Origin of the sequence: Planococcus sp. MSAK28401 (assembly GCF_018283455.1) — a bacterium.
Classification (GTDB): domain Bacteria; phylum Bacillota; class Bacilli; order Bacillales_A; family Planococcaceae; genus Planococcus; species Planococcus alpniumensis.
Map to the genome: position 1 here is coordinate 1,955,804 of NZ_JAAMTH010000001.1, position 20,297 is coordinate 1,976,100.

Genomic DNA, 20,297 nt, shown 5'->3' on the forward strand with positions numbered 1-20,297 from the left:
TCAAAAACGGCAGCATGGCAGATAATACAGAAGTTGATGACAAAAAAGGGAGGCTGCTTTTTTATGAAAGATCTTCAGTTGAAAAACATCTTTTTCATCCTGCTCGGCTCAGCTATCTATAGTTTCGGCTTTGTTCATTTTAATATCCAAAATGAGCTAGGGGAAGGCGGCTTCGCCGGGATTACGCTGATTTTGTATTTCCTATGGAACTGGGATCCGGCTTTAATGAACCTGCTATTGAACATCCCCTTATTCTTTATCGGCTGGAAACTGCTTGGGCGCAAGGTATTTCTTTATACGATCATCGGCACGGTCGCTGTTTCTGTCTTCTTGAAAATCTTCCTTGTCTACGAAGTCCAAATTCCGTTGCGAGATGATTTATTTCTTGCCGCTTTGTTTGCCGGTGTCTTTGTCGGGATGGGGCTCGGCATTATTTTCCGCTACGGTGGGACGACCGGCGGGGTTGACATTATCGCCAGGCTCGTCCAGAAATATTTCGGCTGGAGCATGGGCAAGACAATGTTTCTATTCGATGCATTGGTCATCATGCTGTCGTGGTTGACGTTCCTCGATTACCGCTCCATGATGTATACGCTCGTCGCAGTATTCGTCGGTGCCCGTGTCATCGACTTCGTCCAAGAAGGGGCTTACTCTGGACGCGGCGCATTGATCATCTCTAATTCACAAGAAGAAATTGCGAGCCGCATCGCCATTGAAATGGATCGCGGCATCACCATTCTCCGTGGCTATGGCCATTTCACCAAAGAAGAGCGCGAAGTGTTGTATTGCGTCGTTGCCCGCAATGAGCTTGTGCGGCTGAAAAACATCGTCAATTCCGTCGATCCCCACGCTTTCGTCTCGTTGATCGAAGTGCATGACGTGATGGGTGAAGGGTTTACGCTCGACGAACAGAAACAGCCTCTTTGATGCGATTATGCCAAATAAAAAAAGGGCGGGAAAAGCAAATGCTTTTCCCGCCCGTTTCGTTTTATTATGAACGATCCATGCTTGTGTAGATCAAGATCAGACGAGCAAGTTCGATCACTGCAACTGCAGTAGCTGCTACATAAGTCATCGCTGCTGCGTTCAATACTTTTTTCGCATGCCGCTCTTCATCGTTACGGATGACGTTATGAGACAACAGCTGGTCCATCGCGCGGTTCGAAGCGTTAAACTCGACCGGTAAAGTGACCAATTGGAACAACACACCGACTGCTAGAAGCGCGATACCGATCAACAATGCGCCGCTCATCTGTGCAAATATGCCGATCATGATGAATACCCAGGACATATTGGAAGAAATATTGACCATCGGCACAAGGCGGTGGCGGAAGCGCAGGAATGAATAATCCGTTGCATCCTGAATCGCGTGCCCTACTTCGTGCGCTGCGACAGCAGTACCAGCAACCGATGGCTCATGGTAGTTATGGCTGCTAAGCGCGACTGTTTTGGTCATCGGGTTGTAGTGGTCGCTAAGCATGCCGCGGCTTTCAACGACTTTGACATTACTCAAGCCATTTTGGTCAAGAATAATGCGAGCCACTTCGGCCCCTGTATGACCGGAAGTCGACCGGACTTTAGAATATTTCTTATACGTGCTTTTCAATTTCATTTGAGCCCAAATCGGCACAATTAACAAGACGATAAAATAAATTATATAGCCGCTCAATCCCATTTTATTGATCAACCTCTCTTTGTGTTTCTATATGTCTATTTTACTTGTTTTTCTGACTTTCGGTCAACTGATACGCCGCGGTTCCAGGTGGCGGTTCTGTGACGCTGTGAACCAGGCGAACGCGATGCAGGCAATTGACAGCCAGAACGTGAAATAACCGATTTGTGCGCTAAATTCGCTCAAGCTCGAGTAAATCGGCATCTGCCCAAACACATAATCGATGACATCGTTATGTAAAGTCCAAATAGCAGTAAGTGCAACAGATATATAGCCAAATCGGTAATGTTCAAAATAAAGCACAGCTTGCAGCGCCATGGCGAAATGGGAAGCGACGAGCATCCAGCCAAGCCAGCCGATCGACCCGGTTTGCAACAGTGTCAATAAATTCATGACAACCGCCCATAAGCCATACTTGATCAACGTGACAAAAGCGAGCGCTTCAATCAGCGGGCTGTGCTTGCCGATGATCCATAGGCCCAGCACTATCGTGAAAAACAGGCTGGCCGTTGGGCTGTCCGGCACAAAGATAAGGAAAATCGGTTCGGTGATGCGCAATTGCCAGCCGTACCAAATGTAACCGTAAATCGTGCCTCCTAAATTAACAAAGAACAGCAATATTAAAAAGGGCCGGAACATCAGCCAAGCAGAAATTTTTGCTGTGAATTCTACCATCCAACCTTCCTTTCTTGTGCAGAAAAAAAGAGCCGGTTTCCCGGCTCTTTTTCTGTAAGTTTATTCAGCTTCAAGTCCAGCAATGAACTCTGTCATGACTTGAAGGTCTTCGTCGGTTCCGTCCCAAGAAGGCGGCATGGATTGCACTCCACCTTCTTCGATACCATTCACGGCAATTTCAGCGATTTCTTCTGCTGACAAGCCAGTTCCGATTAAGCTCGGTCCGACTGCCCCTTCCAAGTTATCGCCGTGGCAACTGATACAAGCCGCTGCTGAATAGATTTCGTATCCAGGATCCGCTGTATCGATTTCCACTTCTTCCGTGATCTCCCCTTGGCGAGCCGCTGCTTCCCAGTCATGGTTAGCTACTGATTCCCAAGTCAGGAAAACGATGGACGCGATTGCCAAAAGCATGAAGCCAGTCGGCAATGGGCGTTTCGATGGACGGCGTTCCGGTCCCCGGTCAAGGAACGGTGCAAGCATCAAAGCACCGAACGCCAAGCCCGGGATGATGATTGCGCCGATAACGTTGAACGGTCCGGACGCGAATTCATATTTCAATAATTGATATAAGAACAAGAAATACCAGTCTGGCAATGGAATATATGCTGTGTCTGTCGGATCAGCCTGGCCTTCAAGAGGCGAAGGGTGGGCGACAGTCAAGAGCAAATACCCAATTAGGAAGACAGAACCGATCATCCATTCTTTTAGAAGGAAGTTCGGCCAAAAGGCTTCTGTTTTGCCAGGATATTCGGAGTAATCTTTCGGGATATTCGGTTTCCGAAACTCTTTGCTCGGAACACGTGAATCCCCTACAAATTTCATCCCTTTTCCGCGATGCATAGTGTCCCCTCCTTAAAATCCTTGGTCAAGGATGAATTACAATGGTCCTGAAATACCTTGTCTTCTGATCATGATAAAGTGTGCTGCGAGCAACCCAAGCAAAGCAGCAGGCAAGAAGAAGACGTGAATCGCGAAGAAGCGAGTCAAAGTTTGTGCGCCGAGAATCGTTGAATCCCCTGCAAGCAAAATTTTGATCGTATCGCCGATCACCGGTACAGAAGCTGCAATTTCAATCCCAACTTTTGTTGCGAACAATGCTTTCATATCCCATGGAAGCAAATAACCTGTGAAAGATAGACCGAGGATTACGCCGAACAGCAATACGCCGACGACCCAGTTCAATTCACGAGGTTTTTTATATGACCCTGTGAAGAATACACGCAGCGTATGAAGGAAAATCATAACTACTACTAAAGAAGCTCCCCAGTGGTGCATCCCACGCACGATTTCCCCAAAAGCGACTTCATTCTGGAGATAATAAACCGACTGCCAAGCATTTTCAATATCCGGCACGTAATACATGGTAAGGAACATGCCAGATAGGATCTGGATGACTGTAATAAAGAATGTCAGTCCTCCGAAACAATAAACAAATGCTGAAAAGTGGTGTGCGGGGTTAACGTGTTCCGGTACTTCATGGTCTGCAATATCGCGCCAGATCGGCGTGATGTCCAATCGCTCATCTACCCAATCATATAACTTGTTTAGCACTGGTGTCGTACCCCCTAACTATTAAACTAAAGTGTTTTCTCTTACTGCTCCGATGGCAACAAAACCATCTTGTTCTTCAACTTGATACTCATCAAGAGGTCCGAGCGGCGGTGTACCTGCGATGTTCTGGCCATTCTTCTCATAGCGGCCAGCGTGGCAAGGGCAGAAGAACTGTGTCGGGTTTTCTGGATCCCCGCCCCAGTTGACTGTGCATCCCAAGTGTTTGCAGACAGGTGAAAGTGCGATTAGTTTATCGCCTTCCTTGTACACCCATGCAGAATTCGTGACTTCAGATGTATACCATGCATCTACTTGTTCGTAGGTAAAGTCGACGCGTACTGGTTCTTCTGTAATGTCGGCTACTGCTTTGTCAGTCAAAACATAATCTCCAGCGTCGTGTTGCTGTAGAATTGGGTCGACTGCAAAACGCACCATCGGCATTAACATACCTGCTGCCATGAAACCACCCACACCTGTAAGTGTGTAACCTAAAAATTGGCGTCGTGATACACGATTATTACTCATTCTTTTCCCCCCTCTAACATTCAAGGTCAGTCCATTGGACATAGTCATTCAAATATAATTACTAGGACAACCTAATGATATATCAATCAAAACTTAAGGTCAATATTGCATTCAGTCTATTGGAACAGTTTGTGAACATTTCATGAATGATGTGTCCATTCTTTGGTGAACAGCGGCAGCACTTGCCGCAGCTGGTCTTCCATGACGGATTTCTTGAAAGATTGGTCCATATCCCCAGTCGGAATCGCCGGCAGCCATAGTACATTGTCCAGTTCTTCGACAGCTCGCCATTTCGAGTCAGTCGTCAGGTAGAAAATATGCTTGAACCCTGTTTCCGACAGCTCTTTCTTCAATTGTTCGCCGAGCTCTGTCCGGTCTGCCGCGCGGACATAAGAAATAGGCGGAAGCAAAAGTATCCGCCCTTTGAATTGCTTTTCCAATATAACAGTCAAGGACTGCAAATATTCAGAAGCCCCTGCGCTTGCTTTCATGCCTGAAGCGCTCAAGTCCAATTCGATCAGCGGCACGACCGCGGTATCGACGTAATCTTTTTGATTTACATATAAATCGATGTCTTTGCTGTTGAAATGCATGTATTTAGTCACTCTCCATTTTTTTCGCCGATTTCACAACAGACAACAGGGCAGACAGTTCAAAGAACCGTTCCTTATCTCCTGCGTCCAGTGCTTCGTCGATTTTTTTGAGGATCGTTTCTTCCTGATATGACGACAAACTTTCATTCAATACCTTTTCGGCAATCAGGCGGTCCTGTTCGCTGACCGACGCCCCTTTAGGCATATGCGGATTTTCTTCCAGTACCGCAAGATATAGCGCCGCGGGCGGAATGCTTGGAAAATTCAATTGTACATATAAAGGCTCATCAGGATGGAGCCTGAGATCGTGGAAAGACTTTTCAGCATCGGCGGTCATCAGCTTGCCTTTATAGAACTGGAACGGGATTTCCTTCGATTCAGTTGTCGACATGACCATGGCGCGGGGACAATAATGCGCTTCTTCGACAAAATGCGTTTTCTCCAGCAATTCATCATTACTCAACAGGTAATTGAGGATCCAAATGCATTCACGCCTTTTCATCTTATAAGACCCGAGGAACCAGCGGACAAATTGTTTTTTCTCGCCTACAGAAACGGATGCAGTCATATCGTCTCCCCCTTTCATTCAAACGATTGCAGCCAATCGAACCATTGCGGGTTTTCAGGCTCCAGCGCTTGAAGCTGTTTGATTATTTCGAGAGCGCGGTCGCGTTTCCCTTCCTCCACTAAAAATAAGGCATAGGATTCGAGGAATTCGGGATCGTCGGAAAAGGCCGGATAGGCTTTTTCATAATACTCCAGAGCTTTGCCGAATTGTTCTGTCCGATCGTACGCTCTCGCGATCATCGGATACAGCGCATGCCAGTCGTTTCCGCTTTCGACAGCCATCGAGGCAAGCTCAAGCAATTCTTCGTCGCGCTCTTCTGTATGCAAATAAGATATCAACGCATAAAGGGCTTCCATGTATTCGGGATCGAGTGCGATCGCCTGGCGGAGCATTTCGACGCCTTCTTCGCCTTTGCCGAGCTTCAACGCGAGTTTCCCTGCAAACAAATACAATTCCTTGTCGAACTCATCCCGTGCGAGGCCTTCTTTGATGGCATCGTAAGCACGTTTATAGTCTTCCATCATATTGAAGCATTGCGCTTTCAATAAATAAGCAGAGAAGTAATCAGGATCGGCATCCAAAAGTTCATCCAGACGCTTCACGGACAATTCATATTGTTTCGCCTGGAAAGCGGCAAATGCTGCGCCGAATAATACGTCGGGCTGCGCTTCGTCTTCCAGTGCACGCTCATAATAAGGCAAGGCTTCCTCGTAAGCTGCCCCGGCGCTATACACTTCCGCAAGCCGTTCACTGAGGTTGACGCCTTCGATTTTGACATTGCGGCTTTCCAGTTCCTGATAGATCCGTGCAGACTCCAGGTAGCGCCCGGAGTCGAGTAACAATTCCGCTTTTGCCTGTTGCAGGAGCGGTTCATCAGGCATCAGGCCGATCGCTTCGTCCAGCCGCAATTCCGCTGCCTCAAGAAGCCCCTGCAGCTGAAACAGATCTGCTAGTGTGACAAGTGCCTGAGGGTATAATTCATCGTCTTTCGGTATGGCCATCAGCTCATTGAGCGCCTCATCTTCACGATCGGCATCGATCAGCAATTTCGAACGGTCGACGCGTAATTGCGCCTCTTCCGGAAACATGTACTGCAGATGCTCCACCACACGGAGCGCTTCTTCGATAAAGCCGATCTCCTGCAGCCATTCCATGACCGCATATTGCTCATCGGGATCGCCTTTTAACAAATATTGTTCGAGCAATGTATCAAGTGCAGCCGTATCTCCAGCCTGCACAGCTTCTTGGATCTTTTGTAAAGTTGCCATTTGCATCACCTATTCCTTGCCGTTATATAGTTATCGTACACGAAACCATCATCCTAGCATAATAAAAACTCCCCCGAAGGAGAGTTATTGTGTCAGCTTATCCAGATGTTCAAAAAAGTTAGGGTATGAGATCGAAATACAGCCTGGGTCGTCAATCGTCACAGGGCCGTCTGCGATTAATGCAGCGACTGCGGCCATCATACCGAGGCGGTGATCGCCGTAGCTATTCATCGCTGCGCCAGTCAGTGGTGTCGGGCCTTGTATGACCATACCGTCTTCTGTCGCTTCGATATCCGCACCGAGTTTTTTCAACTCGGTAACGACTGCCTGTATGCGGTCGGTTTCTTTGACGCGCAATTCTTCTGCATCGCGAACGACCGTTTTGCCGTGAGCTTGCGTTGCCACGAGCGCAATCAATGGAATTTCGTCGATTAATCTCGGTATGACATCCCCGCCGATTTCCGTACCCGTCAACTGAGTGCTGCGGACCGTCAAATCAGCGGCTTGCTCGCCTTCGGATGCATGGCCAGTTGCTTGGATGTCCGCGCCCATGGCTTTGAAAACATCGAGTAAGCCTGTACGCGTCGGGTTGACGCCAACGTTTTTCAATTGGATCTCGCTGCCTTCGGCAATGAGCGCCGCACCGATCATAAACGCAGCGGAGGAGATATCACCTGGCACTTGGACATGCGCAGCATGAAGCTCCTGTCCACCAGTCAATGAAATGACATCGCCCTCGCGAGAAATGTCCGCCCCAAAATGCTTGAGCATGATTTCCGTATGGTCGCGAGACGGCACCGGTTCATGAACGGTTGTGGTCCCTTGCGCCGATAATCCGGCGAGCAACACGGCCGACTTCACTTGTGCACTTGCGACAGGCATCGTATAGTCGATGGCTTGAAGAGTTGTCCCTTGGACCGCGAGCGGCGTGAAATGGCCATTGGCGCGGCCGCGGATGTCCGCCCCCATCAAGCGCAGTGGTTCAACGATGCGCTTCATCGGGCGGCGTGCGATGGATTCATCCCCTGCCATGACCGAATGGAAATCAGTGCCTGCAAGCAAACCGAGCATCAAGCGCGTCGTTGTGCCAGAATTTCCGGTATCCAATACGGCATCCGGCTCTTTCCAGGCTTTTCTGCCGCCGCTTTTCACCGTCACGTGTTCGCCGTCTATTTGGATATCGATTCCGAGCGAACGAAAACAGCTGATGGTGCTCAGGCAATCATCTCCCATCAAGAAGCCTTCGATGGTCGTCGTTCCCTGTGCCAGCGCACCGAACATGACGGCTCGGTGTGAGATGGACTTATCCCCAGGCACTTGAACGCTGCCCGTTAACGCAGGTTGTGCGTAGCTGATCGTTTTGGACATGTATTTCATTCCTTTCAGGAGATATACGTATCATAAGAGGTGCGTTCGGAAAAAACGCGCTGCGCATTTTTCCGGTCTTGTGCTGTCTGAAAACTAATGACGAGAATCCCGAATACATCTTCACGCGTCTCCAAGATCCTCAAATTGACGATGCTGATGCCGGCTTCCGCCAGATAGCCCGTCATTTCCGAGATGATCCCCGGCACATCGGGAATATCGATATACAAATCGAATACGGAATACATGGCGCCGTGCCCTGCAACCGGCAGTTCATCACGCGTTTCCTTCGCTTTCGCGAAAAAGCGGTGAATCGGCTCGGGCTCGTTGTTCTGCAGGATCTCGCGCAAATGCGTCATCTGGTCCATCCAATGGTCCAGCTGCTCAACAATCATTTCATTGTTTTGCGTGGTAATATCGCGCCACATGTCCGGGTTCGCAGAAGCGATACGCGTCGTATCGCGGAAACCGCCCGCTGCAAGCTGCCGCGCAAAGGGAAATTGCTCTTCCCGGTCCAGTTGATGGACCAAAGCAGCTGCAATCAAATGCGGAAAATGGCTGACAATCGCCGTCATATGATCGTGTTCTTTTGCTTCGAGCACTTTAATTTTCGCTTTGGTGACAGATAACAAACCAATCAATTTCTCCACGTCTTCCTCAACCGCCTGCTTCCCGGGAGTTAAAATATAGAAGGCATTTTCAAAGAGCACCTCTTTGGCAGCTTCGACACCACTTTTATGGGAACCGGCCATCGGATGCCCCCCGATAAAGGTATGGGCCAATTTCGCTGAAGCTTCCATAATTTGGACTTTTGTGCTGCCGGTATCTGTCAAAATGACATTTTCTTTTAAATTCCAGTATTTGCTCTGTTCCATTAATTTGATGGTTGTCCCGACGGGTGTGGCAAAAACGATGACATCAGCCGCGGCGGCTGCCTGTTCAAGAGCAGGCGGCGAGCTTTGGATGATGCCCATTTTGAAAGCTTTTCTGGCAGTCAATGCATCCACATCATAGCCCGACACGTGAACATCTTCGTTGCGCTGCAATGCTTTTGCTAAAGATCCACCAATCAATCCAAGGCCGATTATAAGGACTTCTGTTTTCACGCTTGGCTCACCTGGCTTTTCTGGGATAGGTCGGGACGCAGTTTCACAGCATCATTCATATAAATATGATGAATTTTATCCTGTGCCAGTTTTGTATTGACGTGCATCATGACACGAATGCATAGGGGCATGCTGCCGGGCACATCCATTTCATGTGTGCACATAACCGGCACGTATGTCCAGCCTTCGATGGTGCGTACGGCTTTTGCAGGAAAAGCTGCAGAAATATCTGTTGTCGTCGATACGATGACCGAAGCCACTTCATCCGGTTCGATGCCATTTTCTTTGGCCATTTCCAAAACCAAGCGGCGCGTTTGCTCCAAAATTTCAGGCGCTTCATCTTTTGTAATGGTGATGGCACCTCTGACTCCTCGAATCATCAGATCATCTCCTTGATCGTTTTTCTTAGCTTATCGTAAGCCGCTTGTGCTCGTTGTTCTGTAATCGTTTCAATATACGGCCGGCCCACTGACCCAAGCAAAACGAAGTTCAGTGCAGCAGCGGTCGCTTTTTTATCTTTTTTCATATATGGCAATAGTTCATCGAATGGCATGTGCGTCAATAGCGATAGCGGATAACGATTTACTTTCGCCCAGTTTAAAAAACGCGGCAATTGCGGGCTTTCGGACAATTCAAGTGCATAGGCCATGCCGAGCACGACAGCTTCTCCGTGCGTCAGTTTGCCATAACCCAAATGCGCTTCGATGGCATGGGCCAGTGTATGGCCGAAATTGAGGAATTTGCGGACACCGCCTTCAAACTCATCTTCTTCGACAATCGCTGATTTGACGGCAATTCCTTTTTCCAGATGCCCTTCGAGTTCCTGTCCAGACATTGAACTGAAATCTTGATACGCCATCAGTTCATCCAGCCAGCCTTCGTTTGAAATGAACGCATGCTTGATCACTTCAGCCATTCCCGAGCGGATTTCATTTTCAGGAAGCGTCTGGAGAAAGTCGCCATCGTAAACGACCGCTCGCGGCTGATAAAAAGTGCCGATCATGTTCTTGCCGAGCGGATGGTTGATGGCGGTTTTGCCGCCCACAGCACTGTCATGGGCCAAGATGGTTGTCGGCACTTGGATAAAAGGCACTCCGCGCATGAAAGTTGATGCGACAAAGCCAGCCAGATCCCCGACTGCGCCTCCACCGAAAGCAAGAATGACCGTATTGCGCGAGCAATTTTCTGACAGTAAAAAGCTATGGCAATCCATAAAACTTTCAGCGGATTTCGCTCCTTCACCTGCTGGCACGCGGAAAACTTTCGGCTGAAAGTCCGTAAGCGCCCCGATCAGCTGCGGCAAATGCAGATCGGCCACTTGGCTGTCTGCAATGACGACGACTTGGTCAGCTGCAGTGAGCAACTCACGATAATGCTTTGACAGCAGCTTGACCGCCCCTTGACCGATATGCACCTTATATGGATGTTCAGTCTCGACCCGCAACTCCCTCATGGATTAAAACTCCTTTGTATAGGCTTTATAGCTCTCGATATTTTCTTTCAGACGCGGCAATTGATCTGCGTCGAATTGTTCTAGCAATGCGTTGGCCGCTTCAAAGGCGACGACATGTTCTGCAACGATTGAGGCTGCCGGAACTGCACAGCTGTCTGAACGTTCGATGCTTGCCTGGAACGGCTCTTTCGTTTCGATATCCACGCTTTTAAGCGGCTTATAAAGCGTTGGGATTGGCTTCATCACACCGCGTACGATGATCGGCATGCCTGTTGTCATCCCGCCCTCAAAGCCGCCGAGGTTGTTCGTGCTGCGGGTATAGCCCGCTTCTTCATTCCAAATGATTTCATCATGGACTTCACTGCCTGGGCGGCGCGCCATTTCGAATCCAAGGCCGAACTCCACTCCCTTGAATGCGTTGATGCTCATGACGGAAGCTGCGATTTTAGCATCCAGTTTGCGGTCGTAATGCACATAACTGCCGATTCCGGCTGGCATGCCTTCGACGATGACTTCTACCGTCCCACCGATCGAGTCTCCGTTTTTCTTCGTCGCATCAATCAAATCGGTCATTTCTTTTGTTTTTGATGAGTCTGCGCAATAAACAGCATCCTGTTCGACGATGTCACGGATTTCATCTGCGGACTTTCCGAGATAAGTTGTTGGGTCGACTTTAATACCGCCGATTTCTGTCACATGTGACACAATCTTTACGCCAAGTTCAGCGAGAAGCTGCTTTGCCACTGCGCCGACAGCCACGCGTACGGTCGTTTCACGTGCAGAAGAACGCTCCAATACGTTCCGCAGGTCACGATGGCCATATTTCATGCCGCCGTTCAAATCAGCGTGTCCTGGACGTGGGCGTGTCAATTGACGTTTCACTTCATCGGTTTCTTCGATCGGCTCGATGCCCATAACATTTGTCCAATGCTTCCAGTCATCATTTTTGACGACCAATGCGACTGGGGAACCCAAGGTCTTTCCGTGGCGGACGCCTGAAACGATCTCCACCGTATCTGTCTCGATTTGCATGCGGCGGCCGCGGCCATGGCCTCCCTGGCGCCGTTTCAACTCTTTATTGATCATTTCCGCCGTCAAAGGCAATTGCGCTGGCAACCCTTCAATAATGGCGGTCAATTGTGGACCGTGAGATTCTCCTGCTGTTAAGTAACGCATGTACACTTTCTCCCTTCAACGTGCTAAAGTATTTAACTATCACTATACCACATGGCATTTGTTCAATTCTATCCTAAATATGAAGAAAACTAAACATTCGAATAGCAACAAACCCGCGCCAATAAAAGAAATCGCTTTCATTTTCCAGCTCACTCGTTCGCTTCTTGTTTCTCCAATTGCTCCGTAAATAAAAAAACTGCGGCCGATTGCACGGCCGCAGTTTCAATAGTTGGATCAGTTGACCCAGCTGTTCATTGTTTTTTCGTAAGATACCAATTCTTCTTCTTTGAAGAACAAGCCGATTTCGCGCTCAGCGCTTTCAGCTGAATCAGAACCGTGAATCATGTTTTTGCCGACAGTAACTGCGAAGTCGCCGCGGATGGTTCCTGGAGCTGCATCTTTCGGGTTAGTAGCTCCCATCATTTGACGCGCAGTCAAGATGACGTTTTCGCCTTCCCAAACCATTGCGAAAACTGGCCCAGAAGTGATGAATTCTACAAGTTCGCCGAAGAATGGGCGCTCTTTGTGCTCGCCGTAATGCTGTTCAGCAAGTTCAGTTGGGATTTGCATCAATTTAGCGCCTGCCAAATGATATCCTTTTTTCTCGAAACGAGAAACGATTTCACCGATAACATTGCGTTGAACACCATCAGGTTTTACCATCAAAAATGTTTTTTCCATTTTAGAACACTCCTCTGTTAAAAAGCTCGGGCACTTTGCCCACCTTAAAAAATACTATCATTGTCCCATCATTTGTCAACCGGAAACTAAAACTTTCGCTTGCCGATGAAAAAGGCGATTTTGCGCATCGTTTTCATCGCGGGACCTTTCGGCAGATCATCCAGTTCTTTCAGCGCCTTCTCCAAATAACGCTCGCTCATGCGCTTCGCTTCATCAACTGCGCTGCTTGTGCGGATCGTGCGGACGATTTCCAGGCGTTTCTCATCGGAAATGTCCTGGTTTAAATTATCCCGCAGCATCTGGTAGATCTCGGGATCACGGCGCGCGTACAAAATCGGCAAGGTGATGTTGCCTTGAATAAAATCGCTGCCGGCCGGTTTGCCCAAATCCTGGTCGCTGGCGGTGAAATCGAGGATATCGTCGATAATCTGGAACGACATGCCGATAAAATAACCGAAACGGCGCAAATGCGCGGCAGTTTTCTCATCGGTTCCCGACACCAAAGCCCCCAATTCACAGCTCGATGAAATCAATAAGGCGGTTTTGCGTTTGATGCGCCGCAAATAATCCCGCAAGCTTTGGTCGAGCCTGTATTTATCTTCAATCTGAATAATTTCCCCACGGCACACTTCGATCAAGGTCTTCGACAGGATGTCATGGATCCTTGGTGATTCAATTTCCGTGATCCGCTCCAGTGCCCTGGCCAGAATGAAATCCCCGGTATACATTGCCACACTATTATTCCATTCCGATTTAACGGTCGGGCGCCCTCTACGGATCTCCGAATCATCTATGACATCATCGTGGACCAAAGACGCCATATGTATAAGCTCCAACGGCACAGCGACACGCTTCAGCAATTCGATATCATAATTCCCGAATTTTCCGGCAAGCAAAACAAAAACAGGGCGGATCCGTTTTCCTCCGGCCTGCAATAAATGAAGAGAAGCATCATTTAATAGAAGGGATTCGGAATCCACTGCCTGTTCCAATTCTTTTTCGATCAGTTCCAGCTCTGGTTTCAGGTCGGAATAGAGCAATTTCAACTTCATCTTTTCCACTTAATAACCTTCTCCCGCTTGTTTACTTTTTCAATCCCATATGGAGGGCAGCAGCCCCTCCTGAATACGGTTTGTATTTCACTTTGTCGAATCCGACTTTGCTGAACAGTTTCGCCAGCTCTTTCATGCCTGGGAATGTTTTAGCTGACTCCTGAAGCCACGAATACTCTTTATAGCTTTTCGCGAACAGCTTGCCGAATACTGGCATGACAAAACGGAAGTACATCCGGAAAAACGGCTTGAACACCAAGCTTTCAGGCTGTGAAGTTTCCAAGCAAGCAATCATGCCGCCAGGTTTCAAGACGCGGTGCATTTCTGATAACACCTGTTCATAATCGGGCACATTGCGCAACCCGAAGCCGATTGTCGCAAAATCGAATGAATTGTCCGGGTAAGGCAAAGACATTGCATTTCCTTGTACCAATTCGATTTGAGGCATATGGGCTGTTTTTTGATGTCCGACGTTCAGCATGTTCTGGCTGAAGTCCAATCCGACCACGCGCCCTGTAGGCCCTGCAGCTTCTCCAAGCGCAATCGTCCAGTCTGCCGTGCCGCAGCAGACATCAATGCATGCTGCACCTTTGGCCACTTGCATTTTATGCATCGTGTCGTTGCGCCATTTATTGTGTTGCTGAAAACTGATGACTGAATTCATCTGGTCATAGTTTTCGGAAATTTTTTCAAACACTTCGTGAACTCGTTGTTCTTTCGTTTTCTGCATCATCGTCATCCTTCTCGCGTCAGCGGTTCAGCGCTATGCCGATGCGGAATAATTTGGTGGAGCAAGATATTCTTGAGTTCGAAATCCAGCTCGCAATCATTGAGGGACTCCACTATTTCATTGCCCAAAATTTCCAGGCGGCCAGTAAGCCAACGCTCGATGAATGTCGAGTGAATCAAGGTTTCGCTGAGCAATCTCAGGAGATAGCTGAACTCCCCTTTCTTCAGCGCTTCCAACTCTTCCGTATAGCGGATATACAGCAAAGATTGTTCCATCAGCTGCTTATAATGGCTGAAGCCATTCTCTTTATAGAAAGCATTCAGTAAAGCTGTTTCAATCACTGTCGCTGTTGCTTCCACTTGCTCTGGCTGTTGGATCGCACGTTCATGGAAAGAGGCTTTCTTTTCGCTTACCTGGATGATTGCTGTAGCAAGCTTCTGAACCATTTCGATATTTTTTCCTTCAGCCAGCAATTGATAATAGATGCCGCTGTAAAAATCTCCGGCGAGCACTGTCAATTGCTGTTCTTTGCTGATAGGCATTTCTTCTTTCACCCGGTCATGTGCATGCAACGCAGCGTAAACGATTGCCACTGTCCGGGCGCTTGTCTCCATTTTATCCGACCATTGCTCTCCGTTAAAAAACGGCAGCAGCAAGAAAAACAGGCGCGCCTCTTTAACAAAAGGCCCTTCCGTCAACTGGTCTAATGTTCGTTGGCGAACTGCTTTTAGTACGTCGATTTCCATGGAGATGATTTTGGATTGTATTTGTTGTCCGTTCATACTGCCTGCTCCATTCATAGGTTAGCCATAGCTCATATTATAGCATAATGCCCTTATGGCCTTCACCATTAACGCTTATTTTTTCGCGTCGCTTTCAATGATGCCATGTGCGGAATGGATTTCCGCTTTGCCGCGAATCTTCATCGCTGATGTATGCTCGGTGAATTGGGCGATCATCACTTCGCCGCGGTCAAGCTTTTCTGTATGATGGAATTTTGTATCATTGCCGCGCGTCAGCCCGATGACATTGACGCCATCCTCTTGTGCACGGATAATCACATATTCAGTTTGTGCCATTGTTTACACCTGCTTTTTCATAGTTTTAGTTCATATTGATATAGGTAATAACTTCCGAGCGTTTGATGTCATCTGTCTCCAATACACCTCTTGACACTGCCGTAACGGTCTTCGAACCTGGCTTCTTGATGCCACGCATCGTCATGCACATATGCTCGGCCTCGATCATGACGTACACGCCATGAGGATTCAGGGTCTCCATCATCGAATCGGCAATGGTGGAAGTGATCCGCTCCTGCAGCTGAGGGCGTTTTGAGATTGTTTCAACCGCTCTCGCCAATTTGCTGAGTCCTGTGACCACCCCATCACGCGGGATATAAGCGATGTGCGCTTTTCCAAAAAACGGCACCAAATGATGCTCACACATCGAATAGAATGGAATGTCCTTGACCAATACGAGTTCTTCGTGGTTTTCATGAAACACTGTGCGGAAATATTCTTTCGGGTCTTCCTTCAACCCCGCAAAAACTTCCGCATACATTTTCGCGACGCGTTTCGGGGTGTCCTGCAGCCCTTCACGGCCCACATCTTCACCGACTGCCTCCAAAATCATCCCGACAGCTTGCTCTATTTTTTCCAGATCTACGTTATGGCTTTTCATATCTATCACATTGTTTCCTCCTGTAGAAAAATCACTCTATTTGGGGCAGCGGTTGAAAACAACCATCGATCATTGCAGTTTCACGCGCCTCTATAGCCGAGCCGAGAGACAACTCCGCTTTTCTCACCTGAATTGTAGCATTTACGGGGGGTATTGGCAAAAACGGGGCCGAAAAAAAGAATGGCCTTTGCAAGATTAGATCTCGCAAAAGCCATTCTATGTACAGTAGTCGAAGCTTATTTCACTGCGTCTTTAAGTGCTTTACCTGGCTTAAAGGCAGGAACCTTGCTTGCGGCGATCTCGATTTCAGCACCTGTTTGTGGGTTGCGTCCTTTACGGGCCGCGCGCTCACGAACTTCAAAGTTACCGAATCCGATCAATTGTACTTTGTCACCTTTAGTTAGAGCATCTTGAATCGCTTCAAATGCAGCGTCAACTGCTTTCGCAGCATCTTTACGAGAAAGTTCAGCCGCTTCTGCAACAGAGTTCACTAATTCTGTTTTGTTCATGCTATTCACCTCCTCTCAAAGGGGATGCTTGCCATCAATCCTGTAAAAAGAGTATCACAACGAAAATCGCATAGCAACAACAAATAGGCCGCATTTCAAAGAAAACCACCAAATACTCCCAATATTTTCAAAATCATGTGGATTTCGGGCAAATCCGTGCTGTATCAGGGTTTTTCATCCGTCAGAAAAATAGGTTCTCCGTTTTCATCAATTGTGTATGGAAGCGAATAAGCAGGAACGATTGGGCTGTTTTCGTAAAGGATAAACCGAATATCCTGCCCTTGTTCGAGTTCACCTTCATAACTTTGAATTGCTTCATACAAATCGATGGAATAATCGATGTAGACATCGCCCCGTCCAGTAATGACCATGGGCAGCATTTTACCGCTGTAAGGGCTTTGCACCATCGGCTCTTCACTGAAGCCCATTGCTTCATGATTGAATTTGTACACATTGTCGGCAATGATCTCAGAAATCGGGGCCCTGCCGCCATTTGCGCTCTTTCTGACATTGACAGAACGGATGCCTTCCGCTAACCGAAGGTCGACGAGCTTGACGGTAGGATTCTCCTCTACGTCCATCAGCACGTATTGGTAGATTCCACCGACTTCAAAGGCGTTGCTCGGTATCTCGGCTGTAAATTCCGGCACGACTTTCGAAAAGTCGACTGGATATTTGATGAATTGATCGACGTCCATATCCCGTGTCTTGATCGGCAACAAGCCACCATTTGCTTCTTGGTAACGTTCAACCGCTTGTTGTGCAGTGGCTAGCTGATCTTCATAGGGAATCTGATTTTCCGCCCGTTCGCTGCTGGGGTACCCACAAGCCGTTAAGAAACTTGCCATTAGCAGGACGAGCAGCAACGCTGTTGTTTTTTTCATTATGTCCATCCCCTCAGGCGCCACCGGTCGGTCCGCTGAATACAGTGAAAACCATAATAAAGAAGCCCAAGATCAGCAGAACGTACGCGATCAGCGCAAATAGAAATTTCAGGATGCCGTTTTGCAATTTGTATCGGCTCAAATAGATCAATCCCATGGAAATGATCAAAAAAGCGATGCCTGCAAACGATACCCACATTTTATCCAAAGAACTCATGAATAAGCCGCCTTTCGTGGAGTTTCAGTCCATAGTATAGCATAAAAAAAGAAGGGGCAGCAGCAAGCAGCCCCTCCGTTTGTGACAATTACAGCAAGTCGATCAAATCTTCCATTTCATTTTTCTTCATGCGGCCCATCAGCTCTTCCACGGCATTCTCCGGCTTGACGCCTTCAAACAATACCGCATATAAAGCTTCCGTTATCGGCATAGGCACTTTGTATTCAGCAGCCAATTGATGGGCAGCCTTTGTTGTCCGGATTCCTTCGACAACCATGCCCATTTCAGCCAGCACTTCTTCGACGCTCTTGCCTTTGCCAAGCATGTTGCCTGCCCGCCAGTTGCGCGAATGGACGCTCGTGCAGGTAACGATCAAGTCACCTACACCCGATAAGCCAGAAAAGGTCAGAGGCGTTGCGCCCATCTTCACGCCGAGGCGTGCAATTTCAGCCAGGCCTCGCGTCATAATCGCAGCTTTTGCGTTATCCCCATAGCCGAGGCCATCGGTAATCCCGACCGCTAAGGCGATGATATTCTTCAAAGCCCCGCCGATTTCCACCCCGATGACATCGGTATTTGTATAGACACGGAAATAGGAATTCATGAACAGATCCTGGACACGATTTGCCGCTTGCGTGTTTTCACACGCTGCAGTGACGGTTGTCGGATGCTCCTGTACAACTTCTTCCGCATGGCTTGGCCCCGACAAAATGACGACTTCTTCGATCAAATCAGCCGGGATTTCTTCACGGATCATCTCGCTGATCCGCTTAAGCGAATCCGGTTCGATGCCTTTCGACACATGGACAAACAAGCCTTTTTTCGTCATGCGCCCACGGATATCCCGTGCCACTTCACGAATGGCTTTCGTGGGAACGGCCAATACGAAAATATCGGCATGTGCCACCGCTTCATCTAGATTCGCTGTCGCTTTTAAAGACTCCGGTAAAATGGTTTCTTTTAAATAGCGCTTGTTCGTATGTTGATTGATCTCATCCGCCTGGTCTTGGCGATGGGTCCATAATAGAAGATCGTGGCCATTTTGCGCCAGTACATAACTGAGCGCCGTTCCCCAGCTCCCTGCACCAAATACAGTGACTTTTTCCATCTTTATCTCTCCTTTATCCTGCTTTAGCAGAAAACCAAACTCCCACCTCTTCAAGTGGGAGCCATGATGTTCCGTAAAGTCCGATTGGATCAATTAATATCAGCAGGAAAGTGAAAACACCCGCTGATTGAAGTTAAGTACGTGCGCGTGTAATTAAATGCAACGGGGTGCCTTCGAAATCGAAGCTTTCCCGGATGCGGTTCTGCAAGAAGCGCTCATAACTGAAATGCATCAACTCCGGCTCGTTGACAAATACAACGAAAGTCGGCGGCTTGACGGCCACTTGCGTAACGTAATAAAGACGCAGGCGGCGGCCTTTATCAGACGGTGCCGGATTCATCGCTACAGCATCTTCGATTACTTCATTGAGAATGCTCGACTGGATGCGGCGTGAATGGTTGTCATTGACGCGGTTGATGATTTCAAGAATATTGTGCACACGCTGCCCGCTGATTGCGGAAACGAAAATAATCGGGGCATAATCCAGGAACAGGAAATGCTCGCGAATCTGCTGCGTGAATTTATTCATGGTTTTGTCATCTTTTTTCAAGGCATCCCATTTATTGACGACGATAACGATTGCTTTTCCTGCCTCATGGGCATAACCGGCAATTTTCTTGTCTTGTTCCTGGATGCCTTCTTCGGCATTCAGGACGACTAAAACAACATCAGATCGTTCAATCGCGCGCAATGCGCGCAGGACGCTGTATTTTTCGGTACTTTCATATACTTTCCCTTTTTTGCGCATACCGGCTGTATCGATAATGACATATGGTTGCTCGTCGTATTCATACTGTGTATCGACGGCATCCCGTGTTGTTCCTGCCACTTCGCTGACGATGACGCGGTCTTCGCCAAGGAATGAGTTGACCAATGAAGATTTCCCGACATTCGGGCGCCCGATCAATGAAAACTTGATGACATTGTCCGGATATTCCTCTTCGTCCTCTTTCGGGAAGTGGTTAGCCACTTCATCCAAAAGATCCCCTAAGCCAAGCCCGTGCGATCCGGAAACCGGGTAAGGTTCGCCGATTCCAAGGGAATAGAAATCATAGATCATGTGGCGCATATCGGGATTGTCAATTTTATTGACAGCCAACACTACAGGTTTTTTTGTGCGGTACAGGATTTTCGCTACTTGCTCGTCCTGTTCCGTCACTCCGTCCCGCCCGTTGACAAGAAAGATAATGACATCCGCTTCATCCATCGCCACTTCTGCCTGGCTGCGGATTTGTTCGAGGAACGGCTCGTCGCTAAGGTCGATGCCGCCTGTATCGATGATATTGAATTCATGCGTCAGCCAATCTGCCGAACTGTAGATGCGGTCACGCGTAACACCTGGAATATCTTCCACGATGGAAACGCGTTCTCCTACCACGCGATTAAAAATCGTGGATTTCCCTACATTCGGCCGGCCAACAATTGCTACTACCGGTTTTGACATAATTAATTCATCCTTCCACTTCTGATAAGCCTATTAT

The 20,297-nt window shown here is 48.2% G+C and carries 25 protein-coding genes; 1 reads left to right on the forward strand and 24 read right to left on the reverse strand.

The features are described from left to right. The first annotated feature begins 63 nt into the window (after positions 1 to 63). Positions 64 to 927 carry a YitT family protein gene (locus G3255_RS10020; RefSeq protein WP_211654340.1) on the forward strand — a complete coding sequence of 288 codons (864 nt, stop codon included), beginning with the start codon at positions 64 to 66 and terminating at the stop codon, positions 925 to 927. A 64-nt stretch (positions 928 to 991) separates the two neighbouring features. On the opposite strand, the gene G3255_RS10025 is transcribed toward G3255_RS10020, so the two are convergent. From G3255_RS10025 to der, 24 genes are all read right to left on the reverse strand, one after another. Continuing rightward, positions 992 to 1,675, reverse strand: a complete 684-nt coding sequence (locus G3255_RS10025; protein WP_211655826.1) for a zinc metallopeptidase — start codon at positions 1,673 to 1,675, stop codon at positions 992 to 994. Between the two features lie 63 nt (positions 1,676 to 1,738). Beyond that, positions 1,739 to 2,347, reverse strand: coding sequence for a lipoprotein heptaprenylglyceryl N-acetyltransferase LhaT (gene lhaT / locus G3255_RS10030; RefSeq protein ID WP_211654341.1), 609 nt, complete (start codon positions 2,345 to 2,347; stop codon positions 1,739 to 1,741). Positions 2,348 to 2,407: 60 nt separating this feature from the next. Further along, complete coding sequence (locus G3255_RS10035) at positions 2,408 to 3,190, reverse strand: menaquinol-cytochrome c reductase cytochrome b/c subunit (protein WP_211654342.1); 783 nt, start codon at positions 3,188 to 3,190, stop codon at positions 2,408 to 2,410. Between the two features lie 36 nt (positions 3,191 to 3,226). Beyond that, positions 3,227 to 3,901, reverse strand: coding sequence for a menaquinol-cytochrome c reductase cytochrome b subunit (gene qcrB, locus G3255_RS10040; protein ID WP_211654343.1), 675 nt, complete (start codon positions 3,899 to 3,901; stop codon positions 3,227 to 3,229). Positions 3,902 to 3,922: 21 nt separating this feature from the next. Next, positions 3,923 to 4,426 carry a QcrA and Rieske domain-containing protein gene (locus G3255_RS10045; protein ID WP_211654344.1) on the reverse strand — a complete coding sequence of 168 codons (504 nt, stop codon included), beginning with the start codon at positions 4,424 to 4,426 and terminating at the stop codon, positions 3,923 to 3,925. 140 nt (positions 4,427 to 4,566) lie between these two features. Then, on the reverse strand, positions 4,567 to 5,031 hold the full coding sequence (locus G3255_RS10050; protein ID WP_349291430.1) for a YpiF family protein: 465 nt from the start codon (positions 5,029 to 5,031) through the stop codon (positions 4,567 to 4,569). Then, positions 5,024 to 5,587 (reverse strand): ReoY family proteolytic degradation factor, encoded by a 564-nt coding sequence (locus tag G3255_RS10055; protein WP_211654345.1) that lies wholly within the window; start codon positions 5,585 to 5,587, stop codon positions 5,024 to 5,026. Before G3255_RS10055 ends, G3255_RS10050 begins: the two co-directional genes overlap by 8 nt. A 14-nt stretch (positions 5,588 to 5,601) precedes the next feature. Beyond that, positions 5,602 to 6,855 carry a tetratricopeptide repeat protein gene (locus G3255_RS10060; protein ID WP_211654346.1) on the reverse strand — a complete coding sequence of 418 codons (1,254 nt, stop codon included), beginning with the start codon at positions 6,853 to 6,855 and terminating at the stop codon, positions 5,602 to 5,604. An 84-nt stretch (positions 6,856 to 6,939) separates the two neighbouring features. Next, positions 6,940 to 8,223 (reverse strand): 3-phosphoshikimate 1-carboxyvinyltransferase, encoded by a 1,284-nt coding sequence (gene aroA, locus G3255_RS10065; RefSeq protein WP_211654347.1) that lies wholly within the window; start codon positions 8,221 to 8,223, stop codon positions 6,940 to 6,942. A 14-nt stretch (positions 8,224 to 8,237) separates the two neighbouring features. Beyond that, the gene (locus G3255_RS10070; protein WP_211654348.1) at positions 8,238 to 9,326 is read right to left on the reverse strand and encodes a prephenate dehydrogenase; all 1,089 of its coding nucleotides are present in this window, start codon (positions 9,324 to 9,326) and stop codon (positions 8,238 to 8,240) included. Next, on the reverse strand, positions 9,323 to 9,706 hold the full coding sequence (gene aroH, locus G3255_RS10075; RefSeq protein WP_211654349.1) for a chorismate mutase: 384 nt from the start codon (positions 9,704 to 9,706) through the stop codon (positions 9,323 to 9,325). The genes G3255_RS10070 and aroH overlap by 4 nt, the downstream gene beginning before the upstream one ends. Then, a complete protein-coding gene (gene aroB, locus G3255_RS10080; RefSeq protein WP_211654350.1) occupies positions 9,706 to 10,779 on the reverse strand; it encodes a 3-dehydroquinate synthase in 1,074 nt (357 codons plus the stop codon). The genes aroH and aroB overlap by 1 nt, the downstream gene beginning before the upstream one ends. Positions 10,780 to 10,782: 3 nt before the next feature. Further along, positions 10,783 to 11,955 carry a chorismate synthase gene (aroC, locus tag G3255_RS10085; protein ID WP_211654351.1) on the reverse strand — a complete coding sequence of 391 codons (1,173 nt, stop codon included), beginning with the start codon at positions 11,953 to 11,955 and terminating at the stop codon, positions 10,783 to 10,785. A 234-nt stretch (positions 11,956 to 12,189) separates the two neighbouring features. Continuing rightward, complete coding sequence (gene ndk, locus G3255_RS10090; RefSeq protein ID WP_211654352.1) at positions 12,190 to 12,636, reverse strand: nucleoside-diphosphate kinase; 447 nt, start codon at positions 12,634 to 12,636, stop codon at positions 12,190 to 12,192. A gap of 86 nt (positions 12,637 to 12,722) precedes the next feature. Next, positions 12,723 to 13,697 carry a heptaprenyl diphosphate synthase component II gene (gene hepT, locus G3255_RS10095; protein ID WP_211654353.1) on the reverse strand — a complete coding sequence of 325 codons (975 nt, stop codon included), beginning with the start codon at positions 13,695 to 13,697 and terminating at the stop codon, positions 12,723 to 12,725. 22 nt (positions 13,698 to 13,719) lie between these two features. After that, on the reverse strand, positions 13,720 to 14,418 hold the full coding sequence (locus G3255_RS10100; RefSeq protein ID WP_211655828.1) for a demethylmenaquinone methyltransferase: 699 nt from the start codon (positions 14,416 to 14,418) through the stop codon (positions 13,720 to 13,722). Positions 14,419 to 14,423: 5 nt separating this feature from the next. Next, positions 14,424 to 15,200: a heptaprenyl diphosphate synthase component 1 gene (locus tag G3255_RS10105; protein WP_211654354.1), complete on the reverse strand. Its 777-nt coding sequence runs from the start codon at positions 15,198 to 15,200 to the stop codon at positions 14,424 to 14,426. 75 nt (positions 15,201 to 15,275) lie between these two features. Next, complete coding sequence (gene mtrB / locus G3255_RS10110; protein WP_211654355.1) at positions 15,276 to 15,497, reverse strand: trp RNA-binding attenuation protein MtrB; 222 nt, start codon at positions 15,495 to 15,497, stop codon at positions 15,276 to 15,278. 25 nt (positions 15,498 to 15,522) lie between these two features. Continuing rightward, positions 15,523 to 16,098 carry a GTP cyclohydrolase I FolE gene (gene folE, locus G3255_RS10115; protein WP_211655830.1) on the reverse strand — a complete coding sequence of 192 codons (576 nt, stop codon included), beginning with the start codon at positions 16,096 to 16,098 and terminating at the stop codon, positions 15,523 to 15,525. A 236-nt stretch (positions 16,099 to 16,334) separates the two neighbouring features. Continuing rightward, complete coding sequence (gene hbs / locus G3255_RS10120; RefSeq protein WP_052651392.1) at positions 16,335 to 16,607, reverse strand: non-specific DNA-binding protein Hbs; 273 nt, start codon at positions 16,605 to 16,607, stop codon at positions 16,335 to 16,337. A 164-nt stretch (positions 16,608 to 16,771) separates the two neighbouring features. After that, on the reverse strand, positions 16,772 to 17,491 hold the full coding sequence (locus G3255_RS10125) for a YphF family lipoprotein (protein WP_211654356.1): 720 nt from the start codon (positions 17,489 to 17,491) through the stop codon (positions 16,772 to 16,774). A gap of 13 nt (positions 17,492 to 17,504) precedes the next feature. After that, positions 17,505 to 17,708 carry a DUF2768 domain-containing protein gene (locus G3255_RS10130; RefSeq protein ID WP_211654357.1) on the reverse strand — a complete coding sequence of 68 codons (204 nt, stop codon included), beginning with the start codon at positions 17,706 to 17,708 and terminating at the stop codon, positions 17,505 to 17,507. An 88-nt stretch (positions 17,709 to 17,796) separates the two neighbouring features. Beyond that, positions 17,797 to 18,816: an NAD(P)H-dependent glycerol-3-phosphate dehydrogenase gene (locus G3255_RS10135; RefSeq protein WP_211654358.1), complete on the reverse strand. Its 1,020-nt coding sequence runs from the start codon at positions 18,814 to 18,816 to the stop codon at positions 17,797 to 17,799. Between the two features lie 133 nt (positions 18,817 to 18,949). Beyond that, on the reverse strand, positions 18,950 to 20,260 hold the full coding sequence (der, locus tag G3255_RS10140; protein WP_211654359.1) for a ribosome biogenesis GTPase Der: 1,311 nt from the start codon (positions 20,258 to 20,260) through the stop codon (positions 18,950 to 18,952). Positions 20,261 to 20,297 lie beyond the last annotated feature (37 nt).